This window comes from Ferruginibacter sp. (genome assembly GCF_028288465.1).
In the GTDB taxonomy this organism is placed as follows: domain Bacteria; phylum Bacteroidota; class Bacteroidia; order Chitinophagales; family Chitinophagaceae; genus Ferruginibacter.
The window spans coordinates 17075-34678 of the sequence record NZ_JAQBNR010000065.1; the positions used below are offsets into that span (position 1 = coordinate 17075).

12 protein-coding genes are annotated in these 17604 nt (G+C 38.2%); 10 read left to right on the forward strand and 2 right to left on the reverse strand.

The genetic code is table 11. The features are described 5' to 3' along the window. Positions 1-1171 precede the first annotated feature (1171 nt). From JWR61_RS24725 to JWR61_RS24765, 10 genes are all read left to right on the forward strand, one after another. Positions 1172-1723 carry a YfiR family protein gene (locus tag JWR61_RS24725; protein ID WP_301930345.1) on the forward strand — a complete coding sequence of 184 codons (552 nt, stop codon included), beginning with the start codon at positions 1172-1174 and terminating at the stop codon, positions 1721-1723. A 24-nt stretch (positions 1724-1747) separates the two neighbouring features. Continuing rightward, positions 1748-3943 carry a TonB-dependent siderophore receptor gene (locus tag JWR61_RS24730; protein ID WP_301930346.1) on the forward strand — a complete coding sequence of 732 codons (2196 nt, stop codon included), beginning with the start codon at positions 1748-1750 and terminating at the stop codon, positions 3941-3943. Between the two features lie 58 nt (positions 3944-4001). Continuing rightward, a complete protein-coding gene (locus JWR61_RS24735; protein ID WP_301930347.1) occupies positions 4002-6212 on the forward strand; it encodes a TonB-dependent siderophore receptor in 2211 nt (736 codons plus the stop codon). Between the two features lie 4 nt (positions 6213-6216). Then, positions 6217-8283 (forward strand): ATP-binding protein, encoded by a 2067-nt coding sequence (locus JWR61_RS24740; protein ID WP_301930348.1) that lies wholly within the window; start codon positions 6217-6219, stop codon positions 8281-8283. A 118-nt stretch (positions 8284-8401) separates the two neighbouring features. Next, on the forward strand, positions 8402-10726 hold the full coding sequence (locus JWR61_RS24745; RefSeq protein ID WP_301930349.1) for a two-component regulator propeller domain-containing protein: 2325 nt from the start codon (positions 8402-8404) through the stop codon (positions 10724-10726). After that, the gene (locus JWR61_RS28335) at positions 10660-10800 is read left to right on the forward strand and encodes a triple tyrosine motif-containing protein (protein WP_367881821.1); all 141 of its coding nucleotides are present in this window, start codon (positions 10660-10662) and stop codon (positions 10798-10800) included. The genes JWR61_RS24745 and JWR61_RS28335 overlap by 67 nt, the downstream gene beginning before the upstream one ends. Then, a complete protein-coding gene (locus JWR61_RS24750; protein ID WP_301930350.1) occupies positions 10746-11672 on the forward strand; it encodes an ATP-binding protein in 927 nt (308 codons plus the stop codon). Before JWR61_RS28335 ends, JWR61_RS24750 begins: the two co-directional genes overlap by 55 nt. Before the next feature lie 8 nt (positions 11673-11680). Then, positions 11681-12130, forward strand: coding sequence for a response regulator (locus JWR61_RS24755; RefSeq protein WP_301930351.1), 450 nt, complete (start codon positions 11681-11683; stop codon positions 12128-12130). A 144-nt stretch (positions 12131-12274) separates the two neighbouring features. Then, positions 12275-15511 carry a two-component regulator propeller domain-containing protein gene (locus tag JWR61_RS24760; RefSeq protein ID WP_301930355.1) on the forward strand — a complete coding sequence of 1079 codons (3237 nt, stop codon included), beginning with the start codon at positions 12275-12277 and terminating at the stop codon, positions 15509-15511. After that, positions 15508-15987, forward strand: coding sequence for a response regulator (locus tag JWR61_RS24765; protein WP_301930352.1), 480 nt, complete (start codon positions 15508-15510; stop codon positions 15985-15987). The genes JWR61_RS24760 and JWR61_RS24765 overlap by 4 nt, the downstream gene beginning before the upstream one ends. Before the next feature lie 263 nt (positions 15988-16250). On the opposite strand, the gene JWR61_RS24770 is transcribed toward JWR61_RS24765, so the two are convergent. Both JWR61_RS24770 and JWR61_RS24775 read right to left on the reverse strand, forming a co-directional pair. After that, positions 16251-16958 (reverse strand): LytTR family DNA-binding domain-containing protein, encoded by a 708-nt coding sequence (locus JWR61_RS24770; RefSeq protein WP_301930353.1) that lies wholly within the window; start codon positions 16956-16958, stop codon positions 16251-16253. After that, positions 16955-17604 (reverse strand): sensor histidine kinase (locus JWR61_RS24775; protein ID WP_301930354.1); only part of this gene is annotated, 650 nt, incomplete at its 5' end. The genes JWR61_RS24775 and JWR61_RS24770, both read right to left, overlap by 4 nt.

Sequence of the window (17604 nt, forward strand, 5' to 3'; positions counted from 1 at the left end):
ATCAAATACTTAAAAGGAAAAGACGGACAGCCTGTAAGCTTGCAAAACCTGAGAGGAAGTTTTATAACTAATAATATGCTTTCCCGATCAATCAAATTGGAACACACCGGCGACGATAAAGCCTTTAGCTATTTGGGTACTCATGGAATGGTTTCACACTTTAGCGCCTTCGGTCAAATTAAATCAATAGAATTACATACTAGATTTCAAAACTTGAAACCTGTCGCTAACTCCTGGTTTTGTACAAGTTTTCTATGGCTAAAACAAATCTAATCTTTCCTTCATCACGGGTAATTTATGCTCATTTAGTTGCATAGTTTTCCTCAAACATGCGTTCATCTCTTATTACTGCAAAGACACGATAAATAAGCTGATTTCGGACTGCGTTGATCATGCTCATTTTGTTTTTTCCTTATTTCACTTTTGGTTCAAAATATGTTTTCATTTCCGGGTCGTTTTGTAAGGCTGTCATGGCGTACAGATGTAGGAGTTTTTACAGCTTTTTATTGGCATACATCCGCTACTTTTAACTTTTTTCTTTTAATAAAAAATAAGCAGTATCCAGACGTTTTTTCAATAACCATTTGGCTGGTGATTCCTGGTATACTTTCAAAATCTCTTTTAAATCGCGATAAACTGCGACTTCTGAGATAGCCAAATTTCGACAAAGGAGGATTAACTGAAAGTTCTGTTCCATAAATGCCGCAAGATCTGTTTTGTGCGGTTCTGCAAAGTCAAACAACACATCAAATAGTCCGGCTGTACTTTAAACAGTATAATCGGGGCTTCCTTCAGTTTAAGTTGTATTAAACGGATCATCAGCGGAAGGCTGCAAATAACTATTTCAAATAATAAATTATTCGTTACCTGTTTATGTGAAACAACTCAGTTACCACTTTGGGCAATATATTATAGAACCCGTAAAATATATTAGCAGGTTTTCTGTAAAAAAAATATACAACGGTAATAATTTTATTTCTGCGTTATTATACAATCCTGTTAAAATGTAATAATCTTTCTATAGACGATAAACATATAATACTAACATTATCATTTTTTTATAAATCAATTTGCAATGTATAAATTCACTTTCAGCTCTTGTCGTACCCTTTAATAAATTCATACGAAAAAGTATGCGAGGTAAGCGCAGGATGATAAATGAGCAGACCAGATGAATTATTTAAACCCAATATCCTTTCAACCCATCCTTAAACAAGTATGTTTAAGTGCAATATTGTTATTGCCCTATTGCCAGTTACATGCACAGCAAAACACAAATTATTCCCTGCATGCAAATATCATTTACCGGGTTATAAAATATATAAACTGGCCAAATACTAATAGCGGGTCCGGTGATTTTGTTATTGGCATTGTTGGTGATACTCCTTTGTTTGATGATCTTACCAGCGTTGTTGCCGGAAAAAAAGCAGGTAAGCAAAAAATTGTTGTTACAAGATTTCCTGCATCTGCAGCCGCTTTTAACTGCCATATATTATTTGTACCAGATGATGAAAGCAACCGTTTTAAAAAGATTTTAGCCAAAACTGTCAATACCCCCACTTTAATTATTTCTGAATCTGAAGGGTTTGCCAGCGAAGGTTCCTGCATCAATTTTGTGATCGCAGAAGATCACCTCAAACTGGAAATAAATAAAAGAAATATAGAAAACAGGCATTTAAAAATTGCATCGGAACTGTTGCAACTTGGCATTCCTGTAAAATAACAAAACCAGCATTCAAATACTACAATGAAAAACCTATCCTTGATTTTAGCCCTTGTTTTAAGCGGACTTTTTACGCTGCATACGTATGGCCAGGATACCTCTAAAGTAACTGACTACGAGGCATTGAGTTTAAAAGATCTTTTAAACACAAAGATTGTTTCTGTTTCAAAAATAGCAGAATTACTGTTTGATGCACCATTATCTGCTTCCGTAATTTCAAAGGAAGATATTCAAAAAGCGGGTAGCGGTTCTATAATGGAAGCGTTAAGATTAGTACCGGGTGTTATTGTAAAAGAGCTGAATAATGGAAATTACGAAATCCACCTGCGTGGAATAAACATACCACCCAATCCTACTTTTGAAGAAAATTCAACACCTACATTAGTGATGATCAACAACCGGCCCATCTATAGTTATCTTAAAGGCGGCACATTATGGGAAACCTTGCCTGTAGATTTAAATGATGTAGAAAAGATAGAGGTGATTAGGGGACCAGCCGGGGCTTTGTATGGTCCCAATGCAGTAAACGGAGTAATTAACATCATTACTGCTAAAACCAAAAGGGAGGGTTGGTATATGGTGGTAAATAACAGGCAGGGTAGTCTTGGAACATTTATCAACAATGCATCAGCAGGCTTTCAGTCAAAAAAATGGAGTGCTATTGCTTCGGGAAATTACCAGCATCGCAATCGCTCCCAAACATCTTACTATGAATACAGCCGCAACAGCTACCTGGCAAACCCTGATTATTTTCTGAGTTTTCTTAACGATACCACCTTTACTAAAGATAATTACCCAGCGCCTCTTCTTGCCCAGGAAAAATATGCAGGCAACCTGGCTTTAAGTTTCAGGGAAAATGAGAATTTTAAGTTTAATGTAAACACAGGCTCCCAGCACAGTGTAGCGCAACGAACCAGTATTGAAAATCTTTCCACACCATTTAGTTTTTCTTCATCAGACAGCAGGTATATTAACGTAGATGCCTATTTACAAGGGATCACTGCACAGGTTTCTTTTAACAGGGGCCTGCAACTATCCGAATATTATCCAGGATCGAAATACCATTTTGAAAATATTGATTTAAACGTTGAATACAATTATACAAAAAATAATTTTTCGTTGAAACCGGGTGTAAACTATCGCAGTTCAGTGTACGACGATACTAAGTACTCAGATGTTGCAAATAAAAAAGGCATGTTCAATGCCAGGGGCCTGATCACAACCAAGTCAGCATCTCTGAGGGCAGAACAAAAACTGTTTAACAACAAGCTAAGGCTGGTGGGAGGAATTATGGCCAATAAATTTAATTACCCGGACACCACATATCTTTCTTATGAGTTAGCTGCTACATACAAACTAAACAGGAAACATATATTTAGAGCAGTAATCTCCAGCGCTGCAAGGTCCGCTACTATTATTGATACCTATGTGAATAGGGTGCTGGTTACCTATCCTTTGGGCAATCACAGGTATGGACAAGTAGAGGTGAACGGAAACAAAAATCTTAAACTGCAGGTGAGTGATATGATAGAAGTAGGCTATCGTGGTAATTTAAATAACAGGTTGCATGTTGACATAGAATTATTTACTACATGGTCAAAAAACTACCGGTCATTTGTTAACCAGGCAATGTATACAAAGGTTATAAATGCAGACACCATTGAGGTAAATCCTTCTGTGCCTACTAATGTTCCAATCAGGATTGTACAGAGTGGTATAACGGTTTCACTGACCTATGATTTAAAGAAAATAAAAATTTCGCCGTTTATTACCGTTCAGCATTCGCATGTAAAAAATTATTCTCCCTTTCTTACCATGCCAAATGGAGGTACAGGTGTTTTTGTAACTCCGGACCCTGTGCATAACAATATCTATTCAGGAATGGGAACAGGAGAAGAATTAAAAAATACCCCTGCAGTGTATGGAGGTGGTTCAATTAATTACATTGCCGGTAACAAATGGAATTTCAATATCTCTGGTTTCTATACATCATCCCAGGTATATTCTCATTTTTCCAATACTATATACAACGATGGTGTAAGAGGTATTGATAATATTCATGCAAAGCTGATTTTAAATACAACTATCTCTTATGCACCGTCGAAAGGAGTGAGTATTTTCTGTACCGGGAAAAACTTATTGAATGATAAGGACAGGGAATTTTTTAGAACAGACGAAGTGCCTTTTATGCTGCAGGGAGGCTTGCATTATGAATTTTAGAAAGCGATAAAAATTATCCGTGATAAAAAAGATCGGATCAGATCCAAAATCTACTAAAATGAAAAACCGAACTGGAAAAAAAATATTTTTAGTGCTCGCCGCTGCCACGCTGATGGTTGCAGAGGCATATAGCCAAATTGATACCGTAAAAGCAGCCGCTTACGAAGACCTGAGCCTAAAGGACCTGCTCAACTTAAAAATCGTTTCTGTTTCTAAAAATTCTGAATCGCTGTTTGATGCGCCATTATCCGCATCCGTTATTACCAAAGAAGATATACGCAAGACGGGATGCACCTCTATTATGGAGGCATTACGACTGATACCCGGAATGATAGTAAGGGAGCAAAGCAATGGCAATTATGATATTCACCTGCGTGGGATGGACAATGTGCCTCCCAATTCCCCGTTTGACGGAAATGCAACTACTACGCTGGTTATGATAGATAGTCGCCCGATATACAACTATCTCAAAGGAGGCACTTTCTGGGAAACTTTACCGGTAGACATTAATGATGTGGAGAAGATAGAAGAGGTAAGAGGGCCTGCAGCGGCTTTATATGGCCCTAATGCTGTAAGTGGCGTTATCAATATAATTACCCGGCAGGCAGAAAAAAATGGACTGTACCTGGTAGCAAATGCCAAACAAGGAAGCTATCAAACATTTATTAATAATGCATCGGTCGGTTTTCGGTCAAAGAAATGGAGTGTAGTAGCTTCCGGCAATTACCAGGGTCGTAATCGGACGCAGACTTCCTATTTTGAAATGTACAGAAACCGCTTGTTAAATAATCCGTCATACTTTATTGGTCTTTTGGGTGATACGACATCTAATGTAAATGAGTTGTATCCTGACCCCAGCCTTGCAATGGAGAAATATGGCGGTAACATTTTTTTGAACTATCATCCCTCTGAAAAAACAAAGATTTACCTTACTGCCGGCGTCCAGCATTCAATGGCACAAACAGTTTCTGCTGAAAATGGAATTACACCTTTGAGCACTGTAGCCTCAGACAGCAGGTATGCCGACCTCAGGGTAAATATAAAAAAGATTACTGCCCAGGTTTCATATAATGAAGGCACTCAAATAACGAATTTTAACCCGGGCAACAAGTACGACTTCCACACTTTAGATGCCAATATAGAATATAATTATACCAAAGGTAAATTTTCACTTAAACCGGGGCTGAGTTACCGCAGCGCCATCTATGATGACACTAAATATTCAGACATCATAAACAAAACGGGGATTTTCAATGGAAGGGGCAAGATCACTTCACGATCTGCATCCCTCCGGGGAGAATACAAACTTATAAAAAATAAGCTGAGATTAGTAGCAGGGCTCTCTGCCAATACATTCAATTATCCGGATACTACCTGCATTTCGTATGAGTTTGCCACAACTTATAAACTCAATAAAAACCATTTGTTCCGGGCAGTTTACTCCCGTTCGCCAAGATCCTCCACTATTTACGACACTTATATTGACCAGACAATTGCTTATTATCAATCAGGGTATAAAAAATTTACCAGGTATGCTGTTGAGAGCAATAAAAACCTCAAACTGCTTACCGCTGATATGCTGGAAATTGGTTACCGGGGCAGCGTTACACGCACACTGTCTATTGATGTGGAAGTATTCGATATCAGGTCGAAAAATTATAACAGCCTTGTGAATAATGCACCGTACATAAAACTCAATGGTGGGGATACGTTGATGATATTGCCCCTTGTTCCAACAAATCTTCCGCTTACACTGCGGCAGCAGGGCATTACTGTTTCAATAATTTATAACCGAAAAAAACTGCAGGTAAAACCATTTGTAACAGTACAGCAATCCAGGGCGAAAAATTATTCACCATTTCTAAATATGGCCGACGCACCGCCTGGGCCAATACAACTTAACCCGGCACAAAACAATATCTATTCAGGAATGGGAAATACAGTAACGCTGAAAAGTACGCCCGTTGTATTTGGTGGAGTTGTTGTCAATTACGTGCTTACGCAAAAATTTAATTTTAACCTGAACGCTTATTACTATGCTGGCCAAACTTATACCCACGTATCTAACACTGTATTCAATGACGGAGTAAGGGGCATTGATCATATTCCTGCCAAATTGATTCTAAATGCAAACGTATCCTATGAGGCGGTGAAAGGCTTACAACTGTTTTGCAGTGCAAAAAACATGTTGAATAACAAATCCAGGGAATTTTTTAAAACAGATGCTGTGCCATTTATGTTGCTGGGCGGGCTCAACTTTACTTTTTAATTGTATGAAAAAAAAAAGCCGGATCAGTATCAGCGTTAAACAAAGAATTTACCTCAGCTTTTCAGTTTTGGTATTACTATTTGTAGTGAATGGGATCATAACTATTGTTACTTTAAACAGTAATAAAAAATTGTCCAATAACATCTCTGCAGTTATCGAACCTTCCCTTCAATCAATTGAAGATTTTGAAAATATACTTGTCAACTCTAAAATGTACACTACCAACTGGGTATTCCTGAGATCAAACCAGAACGATAAAGATGCCTTGCTAAAACTTCATAACACAGCGTATCCAAAACTGAAAGCAAAATTGAATTCGCTGATTCCGGATTGGGATAACAGGTCAATGGCAGACAGTTTACAGCAGGTGTTTGTAAATTTCGAACAACTCCTGCTCGTGGAAAAAAAGCTGATGGCCTCTTTGAAAAAATTTGAAGACTATGATGATCCTGTTATTAAGCTGGAAGCAGAAGCAATAGTAGAAGATGAGTTGCTTCCACGAACTTCGGCACTGATGAATGCACTTGGTAAGGTTGCTTCTTTTGAGCGGGAGCTAAGAACTCAAAATAATAATTCGCTGGAACATTCTTCCATGACCTTGAGAACGCTGATCTCTGTATTGGCTTTTATTATTGTGGGGATCGGGATTTTTCTTTCCCTGTACATGAGTAAAGCAATCATCAGTCCCATCAATAAGATCAGGCATATCGTAAACGATCTTGGAAAAGGGATCATCCGTAAAGTAGATCACAAAGTAAGCACCGATGAAATTGGCAGCATGGTACTCTCTGTCAATAATCTTTCTGAAAAACTCCAGGCAATGGCAACTTTTGCTTCGGAAATAGGTCAAAAAAATTTCAATACTTATTTTGAACCACTCAGTGCAGACGATAGTTTAGGAATAGCTCTTGTTGCCATGCGTGACAATATCAAACTGAGCGATGCTAAATTGAATGATGCACAGCACATAGCTCGTATAGGCAGCTGGGAGAGGGATATTAAAACAAATAAAATGACCTTGTCGGATGAGATGCTTAATATAATTGAAGTTGATCCTTCTACTTTTGATTTTCATTTTTCAAGCATAATTAAATTAATGCACCCGGATGATGTGGAGCATGCAATGACCATCAACAGGGAAAACTTATACATGGAACCTGTTCCGTATGAATGCAGGATCATTACTGCTAAAGGGGTAATCAAATATGTTTTTGTAGAAACAAAAATAGTGCTGGGTGCATTGGGTGAACCGGAAAAAACCTTTGGAATTATTCAGGATATTACAAAACGCAAAGCCGATGAAGAATTACTGCGGCAATCAGAAGCCTCCCTTGAAATAAATAATAAGGAATTGCTTCAAAAGAATAAAGAACTGGAACAATTTGCGTATGTGGCATCACATGACCTGCAGGAACCATTGCGTACCACGTCCAGTTTTGTACAATTACTGCAACGGAAATACCGGGGAAGACTGGATGACAATGCAGATAAATACCTTACTTATATTATGAACGCTTCGGACAGGATGCAGGTACTTATAAAAGACCTGCTTGATTATTCACTGATCGGCAGCAAGAAAACATTCAAAAAAATTGACTGCAATTCAATCCTGCAGGAAGTGCAGGCTGACCTGGGAACTGCTATTGCTGAAGCACATGCAGAAATCATAGTTGAAGAGTTGCCATTGATTAATGGTTACAACAGCGAGATCAAACAACTCTTTCAAAACTTAATAATGAATGCTGTCAAGTTCAGGAAAAAAGATGTATCCCCCCAAATAAAAATTGCTTCACTCAAAAATGATGACTACTGGGAATTCACAGTAAAAGACAATGGCATCGGGATAGATGAACAGCATAAGGACAGGATATTTTTGATCTTCCAGCGGCTTCATACCAGGACAGTGTATGAAGGGTCTGGTATAGGTCTTAGTCATTGTAAAAAAATCGTTGAACTCCACGGCGGCAGGATCTGGATCGAATCCAAACCGGGAGAAGGAACTACTTTTCATTTTACCATTCATAAGAAAATTGGTCTTGAAAGAGCAAAGGAATTGTCTATTGCCTGTTGACGGTACCGTATACCCAAATGTCACTATTATTACTGTTACCAACCATGATCATATTTTTTTATCATAAAAATACTACCTGTTGAAAAATGCCAATGAAACTTAACGCTAAACTTATATTGTGAAGAATTATTCTTGTTTTTTTGTTTTGATCTTTTTGTATTTTATATGCCTGTATGGGTATGCTCAAAACAATACACCCAAATTTAAACACCTCAATACAAATGATGGCCTTTCCCAGGGGCATGTAAGTGCAATTCTGAAGGATAAAAAAGGTTTTATGTGGTTTGCCACTGATGAAGGGCTTAACAAATACGATGGGTACAGGTTTGTCACTTACAAACATAATCCTGAAAAAACTTCCAGCATCAGCACTAATTTTGTTTCTGATATATTGGAAGATAAATCCGGAAATCTGTGGATTGGCACTAAAAGCGGACTGGATAAGTTTGACAGGAAAGCAGACTCATTTGTGCATTACAGCCCGGGAAAAGCAGGTAGTGTTATTGTAAAAGATATTTACGAAGATCATAAAAACAGGATATGGATCGGTACTACTACCGGGCTCTGCTTATTTAATACAGCAAAAGGAAGTTTTATCGGTTACAGGCATAAGGCAGATGAAAACAGTATCAGTAATGATATGATTTACCGGATAACAGAAGACAAAGATGGCAACCTGTGGATCGCCACACAGGATGGCTTAAATGTTTTATATCCCGAAAAAGGACAATTTTTTTGCTATAAAAATGAACCGGGAAATAATAAAAGTATTGGGGCCAATTGGATAAAGTCGGTATATAAAGATACTAAGGGTAATATATGGGCAGGTACACAGGGAAGTGGAATTGCCTTATTCAATTCAAAGGATAATAGTTTCACCAACTTCAGGCATAATGATGCAAAATCCAACAGCATCAGCCACAATGATATTTTAAGTTTTGCGGAAGACAGTAAAGGGAATCTTTGGGTGGGTACCGAAAACGGGGGGATCAGTGTGCTTAATTATGCAACGGGTTCATTTGCACATTACCAGTCAGACATCAATGATAATAGCAGCCTCAGCAGTAATTCTGTTTACTGTATTTATAAAGATGATATAAATAATTTGTGGGTAGGCACATTTTCAGGAGGAATTAACATGTTACCTTTTTACGGCGATAAGGTCAGGAAGTTTCGGCAAATACCAGGGAACGAAAATGCTTTAAGCAGTAATATTGTTTTGTGTATTACCGGTGATAGTAATGGGACTATATGGATCGGTACTGATGGTGGCGGGCTAAACCGCTTTGATAAAAAACTGGAGCGTTTCAGTCATTACCGGCACGACAGCAGGAACAAAAATAGCATTAGCAGCGACTATGTATTATCAGTAGTTGAAGTGGAGCCGGGCATTCTTGGCATCGGTTACCACCGTGGCGGTTTTGATCTGTATAATATAAAAACAGGTGTTTTTACACACTACCTGCCGGATAAGCATAATACAAATAGTCTATCTGCACTTACTGTAAATGCTGTTTTTAAAGATCGGTTGGGGTTGCTGTGGCTGGGCACCTGGGGAGAAGGCATAGATGTATTTGACCGGAAAACAAACTCTTTTATACATTATAAAAATAACCCTGCAGACAGTAACAGTATCAATAACAATTTTATTAATAACATCCGTGAAGACAAGACCGGTAATATATGGGTGGGTACAGAGGCAGGGTTAAATTTATTTAACAGGAAAACGAAACAGTTTATCCGCTATGCCAATAATTCGGTCAATACAAAAAGTTTAAGCCATAATGCAGTAGAATCAATGCTTACTGATAAAGCCGGGAATATCTGGATTGCAACAGGTGGTGGCTTAAACCTGTTTGAACCGAAAACAAACAGTTTTAAAATATACACGGAGAAAGACGGCCTTTCAAATAACATGATACGGGGTATACTGGAAGATAACCACGGAGATCTTTGGGTAAGTTCAAACCACGGGCTGTCTAAATTGAATCTTCATACTAAAACCGTCCGTAATTATGAGGCCTCTGATGGCTTGCAGGGCGATGAATTTAAGTCAGGGTGTGTTTATAAAGCGCCGGACGGCCAGCTATTTTTTGGAGGGGCAAATGGGCTAAATGTTTTTTACCCGGATAGTATATCAGACAATAATTATATTCCTCCTGTTTATATTACCGGCTTTCAAATTTTTAACAAGCCTGTTGCTGTTGGAAATACAACCGGCAATTTACTGAAGCAGCAGATCAGTGAAACCAAAGAAATTATTCTCTCTTACAAACAATCCGTTCTCACCTTTGAATTTTCGGCACTGAATTTTACATTACCCGAAAAAAATCAGTACGCTTACAAATTGGAAGGTTTTGATAAAGAGTGGACTACGTGGGCAATAAAAGAACTGCTACCTACACTAACCTGGATGCCGGGGAATACATTTTTCATGTTGTAGGGAGTAATAATGATGGAGTATGGAATATGCAGGGAACATCTGTAAAAGTAATTATCACACCTCCCTTTGGCTAACTTGGTGGTTTAAGCTGTTGGCATTGGCGGGTATTATTAGTGCTGGTGTTGCGTTTTACAACTTTCGTATCAATGTCATTAAAAATCAAAAAATCAAACTGCAACAGCAGGTAAATGAACAAACCCACCAGTTAATACAATCAACCAATGAAGAACAAAAAGCCCGGAAGGAAGCCGAGCAGGCAATCAAAGAAATGGAACAAAAAAATAAAGAGTTGGAGCAGTTTGTGTACATAGCCTCACATGACCTGCAGGAACCTTTGCGTACTACTACAAGCTTTGTAGAAATCCTGCAACGGCAGTACCAGGGAAAGCTCGATGAAAAAGCGGATAAATATTTCAACTTCATAATGGACGCTTCGGACAGGATGAAGACGCTTATCAAAGACCTGCTTGATTATTCAAGGATAGGTGCCCAAAAAGAATTTGTACCCGTGGATTGTAATGTAATAGTACAGGGTGTATTGGCCGATCTTGGTAATGCCATCAACCAGGCAAAGGCAGTTATTACTGCGGAAGAATTCCCGGTTATCTCAGGATATACTACAGAGATCAAGCAACTCTTTCAGAACCTCATCATCAATGCTATAAAATTCAGGAAAAAAGACATAGCTCCCCAAATAAAAATATCGGTACACGATACAAGCGATCAGTGGCAGTTTTCTGTAGAGGATAATGGCATCGGGATAGAAGAACAACATAGGGAAAAAATATTTTTGATTTTCCAGCGTTTGCATACCAAGGTCCAATATGAGGGTTCTGGAATAGGACTGGCCCACTCTAAAAAAATTGTGGAGATACATGGCGGCAGAATCTGGATTGAATCTGAACCGGGAAACGGGACAACTTTTTATTTTACCATCCAAAAATAAATAAAAACATGAAAAACAAATTGAACTGCGTATTGCTTGTTGACGATGATGAGCCTACAAATTTTCTTAACCAGATGCTGGTGGAAGAAACCGGCTGTGCCCAGCATATACAGGTGGCACAGGGCGGGGAAATCGCACTTGATTACCTTACCAATAGTGAAGACGCTACAATGAATGATGACAACTTCCCCTGTCCTGATCTTATCTTTCTTGATATTAATATGCCGGTTATGAATGGCTGGGAGTTTCTTGAGAAATACAGGCAATTGAAAATAAAACATAAAGTTAAAGTGGTATTGGTGATGCTCACAACATCACTCTTTCCGGAAGACAAATTAAGGGCAGAAGCAATCCCCGAAATCTCCGGTTTTGAAAATAAACCACTGACTCCTGAAGCATGGGAGAGAATAATGCAAAAATATTTTCCAGACAAAGTTGAAAATAGTCAATCTGCCTAATAACCCTGGCACTTAAATAATTCTGTTTAAGAAATATGAAAACGTAACGCTTAGATTTAACGATGGCTTCCGTGCCGGTATGAAAACAAAACACACATGAAAAATTTGCATTTACTGCTTCTATTATTTTCACAGGCCGCCTATATGGTTGTTTTTTCACAAAAGCAGAATATACAATTTGAGCACCTTGATATAAATCGCGGACTTTCACAAAACCATATCATGAGCATTTTACAGGATAGCCGTGGCTTTATGTGGTTTGGAACCCGTGACGGGCTTAACAAATATGATGGTTACAGGGTTACTGTATATAAAAATAATGCAAAGGATTCCGGCAGCATCAGTAATAATTTTATCACAGGCCTTTTGGAAGATTCCAAAGGAGTTATTTGGGTAGCGTCACGTGGTGGTGGCCTTAACCGGTATGATAAAGAAAAAAATAGTTTTACCCATTTTAAAAATGACCCTCAAAATCCAAACAGCATTTCAAGTGATCTTGCTACTAATTTATCAATAGATAGTAATGATAATTTGTGGATATGTACAGAGAGGGGATTAAATTATTTCAACCCCGGTAAAAACCGGTTTGAACATTATTCCTTTAATGCAAGATGTGTTTTTGAAGACAGCAGAAAGAATGTATGGGTTGGCGGCAATGAAGGTGGTTTGAACCTTTTTACTAAAAAAACAAAAACATTTACACCTGCCCGCTATAATGCAAAAGATAGTGCATTATCTGCCAGCGATAATGTGGCAGTGATCTTTGAAGACAGTAAACAGCAACTTTGGATTGGGACAGTAGGAAACGGTTTGTATAGTTTTGATAAAACTACGGGGAAATTCACTCATTTTTTAAACGATATAAATAATGCAAATAGTTTACCTGGCAATACAGTATTTGCAATTGGTGAGGATAACGGCCACAATCTCTGGATAGGTAGTGAAAATGGAGGGCTGGCTATTTATAATTCCACTTCGGGGATATTTCAGAGATATGTGCATGATGACATAGATAATCAAAGCATCAGCAATAACTCTGTCTATTCTGTTTACAAGGATGTTAGCGGCAATATGTGGGCCGGTACATTTGCAGGCGGTGTGAATATTTTTAATAAAAATGCAAACGGGTTTGCACATTACTACCATACTTCTGATATCAACAGCCTGAACAATAATAATGTATTGTGCATGCTGGAAAGTAAAAATGGAAAAATATGGATCGGTACGGATGGTGGTGGTTTAAACCTTTTTGATCCTGTAACAAAATATTTCACTCATTACCTGCATAGCGCTGCAAACAAAAAAAGTATTTGCGGCAATTATGTACTGAGTGTGCTGGAAGACAGCAAAGGCAATGTGTGGGTTGGTACATGGGCGGACGGAATAACTATTTTTAATCCCAAAAAAAATACTTTTATTCATTTGAAAAATGTCCCAGGCGACAGTTCAAGTTTGAGCAGCAACAATGCCTGGGTAATTTTCGAGGACAGGGATAAGCATATCTGGGTGGGCACCTATAATGGAGGGTTGAATCTCTATAACCCGTCCACCAATTCTTTCATACGCATGGATGATCATACAGGCAGTATAAGTGCTAAAAGAATGTATTCGGTCACTGAAGACAGTAAAGATAACCTATGGCTGGGTACCGATGGCGGGGGTTTGCAAGTGTTTAATAAAAAAACTAAAACGTTTACCACATTTACCCACAATGATAATAAAAACAGCATTAGCGATAATCGTGTAAACAATGCATATGAAGATGAGAAGGGAAATTTCTGGATAGCCACTATGGCGGGATTGAATTATTTTGATATTAAAAAACAGGTATTTAAAATATATACAACTGAAGATGGCTTACCCAACAGCGTGATCTTTGGCCTACTAAAAGATACTAACGGTTACCTATGGATCAGTACCAACAGGGGTTTATCACGTTTTGATGCCAACACATCCGCATTTAAAAATTACGGCGTGGCGGATGGGCTGCAATCTTATGAATTTAAAATGCGGGCTTTTTGCAAAAGCGCTTCGGGCACTATGTATTTTGGGGGAATCAACGGATTTAATGAATTCGATCCTGCTGCAATAACGCAGAATGCTTTTGAACCTCCCTTAGTATTAACCAGCTTCCAGGTATTTAATAAAGAGGTGGCTATTGCCAGCAACAATAATCCTTCTCCACTCCGAAAGGAAATCTCCGAAACCAGGGAGATCACAATGTCCTATGATAACTCAGTTTTCTCATTTGAGTTTGCCTCTTTGAATTATACAGTAGATGAAAAAAAGAAGTATGCCTATAGGCTGGAAGGATTTGATAAAGACTGGAATAATACAGGCACTCACCGCACGGCTACCTATACCAATCTGAACCCCGGAAAATATATATTTAAAGTGAAGGGGTTGAATAACCAGGGCGAATGGTCAACCCATATAATAGAAGTGAAGCTTACTATCACGCCGCCGTTTTGGTTAACATGGTGGTTTAAATCAGCAGTGCTGTTAATGATTATCGCCGCAACGGTTGGGTTTTATAAATTCCGTATAAAATCAATAAAGGCCCAAAAAATAAAGCTTGAAAAAAAGGTGAATGAGCAAACGAAGCAATTAATACAATCAGCCAGCGAAGAAAAAAAGGCCCGGAAGGAAGCTGAAAAAGCAAAGCTGGAAGTGGAATACGTAAACAAGGAAATGATCCAGAAAAATAAAGAACTTGAGCAATTCGTCTATATAGCCTCACATGATCTTCAGGAGCCTTTGCGTACTACTACCAGTTTTGTGGAACTATTGCAACGGCAATACAATGGAAAGTTTGATGAAAAAGCAGATAAGTATTTTAACTTTATTGCAGAAGCTTCCGACAGGATGAAAACGCTGATAAAAGACCTGCTTGATTATTCAAGGATCGGTGCCAAAAAAGAATGTGTAAAGCTTGATTGTAATATAATACTGCAGAAGGTGCTCGCTGATCTCGGCAGTGCCATTGACCAGGCAAATGCAATAATTACAGCAGATCAGTTACCGGTTATTACTGTGTATCCTGTAGAGATAAAACAACTCTTTCAGAACCTGCTGATCAATGCCATCAAATTCAGAAAAAAAGATATCGCTCCTGAAATAAAAGTATCCGTACAAAGTGCCGGTGATTACTGGGAATTTTCGGTGAAAGACAATGGCATCGGAATAGAAGAACAATACCGGGAAAAAATATTTTTAATTTTCCAGCGCTTACATACCAAAACTGCATATGAAGGATCGGGGATCGGTCTTGCCCACTCAAAAAAAATAGTTGAAATGCATGGCGGCAAAATCTGGATTGAATCTGCTTTGGGAAATGGCACTACTTTTTACTTTACCATTTTAAAAAATATCAAATCATGAAAAACAAATTTAACTGTGTATTGCTTATCGATGATGATGAGCCTACAAACTGTTACAATAGCTTCATAATAGAACAAACCGGTTGTACTGAACATGTGGAAATAATGGACGGCGGGCAAAAAGCACTTGACTATCTTATCAGCAGAGAGTATGCTTCCCGTAATGATGGAAGATACCCCTGCCCTGACCTGATATTCCTGGATATAAATATGCCGGCAATGAACGGGTGGGAATTTCTTGAAAAATATAAAGAACTTGAAAAAGAGCATAAGGGTAAAATAATATTAGTAATGCTTACAACCTCGCTTTTTCCAGAGGATATAATAAAGGCAGGTAGTATGCCTGAGATTTCGGGATTTGAAAATAAGCCGCTGACACCTGAAAAAATCGATAAAATAATAAAGAAATATTTTCCTGATAAAAAGTGTGAAAAACTAAATACTGAACCCTTTGCAATCAATACAGGTATTGTTTAGCCACAACTACAACGATTGTAGGAAACGTTTTACTCAAAGGCAGTTTAATCACTATATCATGGCACAAAATTTTAATTGAACTTTGAAAATGCCTGGGCGATTTCCTAACAACGTAATTCTCTGAATAGTTATGCCATTAAAACCCACTTATAATTTTGCTTCTCCAGACTCATAAAATATCCAGTTATATAGAATTTCGCGCCAGCGTTTTACTGCGCTGAAAGAGAATGCAAGAGTAGCGTCAACATTTTAGTACAGAATCTCTACGGTAACCGAAGTTTATCAAACAACGCCTCTTTATAATTAGCACCAATGGGAATTTCATCATCGGCTATATTGATGATGTTGCCTTTGATCAACTTTATGTGTTTGAGATTGACAATGTAGGAACGATGCACACGAACAAACGCGTTACCCGGAAGCAAGCCTTCCAATAACTTTAAATGCATTCCTATCAACAACTTTTTGCCGTTGGTGAAAAAAATAGTGCAGTAATCTTTATCGGCCATTATATAATTCACTTCGTCATAATCAATCCTAATAAGGCCTGATTCATGTTTAATGAATGTATAGGCAGGTAATTCATTTGTGATCCTGGTATCGGCAGTAGTCTTTGCAGTTCTTTCCATAAATTTTTGAACAACCTGGTTAAAGCGTTCAAAGGTAATGGGCTTCAAGAGGTAATCTATTATGTTTAGCTCATAACCTTCTATTGCGAATTTTGAAAAGGCAGTGGTAAAAATAACTGATGGTGGATTTCGTAAAGATTTTAAAAATTCCACACCTGATATTACCGGCATTTGAATATCCAGGAAAAGCAGGTCAACCTTATCGACGTGCAAACCTTCATAGGCCTCTGTAGCATTGCTGCAAACTTTTACCAAATTCAGCATCGGCAACCGGCTTATATAATTTTTCAGGATGTCCCTCGCTATCGGTTCTTCGTCTACGATCATGCAGCTTGAAATCATGAGCTTTTAATGAGAAGGTTTACAATGTATGTGTCTTCCACAATCTCAACCGTGTATTCGTATTTCCCCGTGTAATAGAGATCCAATCTTTTCCTGAAATTACTCAGGCCGATACCACCGGGGTTATTCAATGACCTGTTTACTTCTATGCTATTTTTTATTTTGAAAAGGAACAGCCCATTTTGAATATCAAGGCAAATATTAATTACTGAGCCGGGTTTGTCAGCACTGTATTTAAACGCATTTTCCATTAAGGGCATAAACAAGAGTGGCGCTATTTCATTGATGGAGCCGTCACTATTGGTAGTGCAACTAACAAATGTATTATTGAGCCTCAGTTTTTCAAGTTCGGTGTAATCTGTCAATAATTTAATCTCACTCTCAATGCTCATCGTCTGGTGATCTGATTCATACAGAATATACCTGAGTAATTCTGACAACCGGGCCACAAGGCCCGCTGATTTTTTGTTGTCTCCCTGCAGGATGAGGCCGTAAATGTTATTGAGGGTGTTAAACAGAAAGTGTGGATTGATCTGCGCCTTGAGGAAATTAAACTCTAACTGCAGATTGTCTTTTGCCAATTGAGTTGTCTTTAGTTCGTTCCGGAATAACTGCAGCAGTAATTTTATGCAAAAAGGGATACCTA

Bases quoted from the DNA above. Each gene is read 5' to 3' on its own strand.
- JWR61_RS24750 (WP_301930350.1), top strand. From the start codon at position 10,746: ATGGAATATGCAGGGAACATCTGTAAAAGTAATTATCACACCTCCCTT.
- JWR61_RS24735 (WP_301930347.1), top strand. From the start codon at position 4,002: ATGAAAAACCGAACTGGAAAAAAAATATTTTTAGTGCTCGCCGCTGCC.
- JWR61_RS24740 (WP_301930348.1), top strand. From the start codon at position 6,217: ATGAAAAAAAAAAGCCGGATCAGTATCAGCGTTAAACAAAGAATTTAC.
- JWR61_RS24730 (WP_301930346.1), top strand. From the start codon at position 1,748: ATGAAAAACCTATCCTTGATTTTAGCCCTTGTTTTAAGCGGACTTTTT.
- JWR61_RS24765 (WP_301930352.1), top strand. From the start codon at position 15,508: ATGAAAAACAAATTTAACTGTGTATTGCTTATCGATGATGATGAGCCT.
- JWR61_RS24725 (WP_301930345.1), top strand. From the start codon at position 1,172: ATGAATTATTTAAACCCAATATCCTTTCAACCCATCCTTAAACAAGTA.
- JWR61_RS24755 (WP_301930351.1), top strand. From the start codon at position 11,681: ATGAAAAACAAATTGAACTGCGTATTGCTTGTTGACGATGATGAGCCT.
- JWR61_RS24770 (WP_301930353.1), bottom strand. From the start codon at position 16,958: ATGATTTCAAGCTGCATGATCGTAGACGAAGAACCGATAGCGAGGGAC.
- JWR61_RS24760 (WP_301930355.1), top strand. From the start codon at position 12,275: ATGGTTGTTTTTTCACAAAAGCAGAATATACAATTTGAGCACCTTGAT.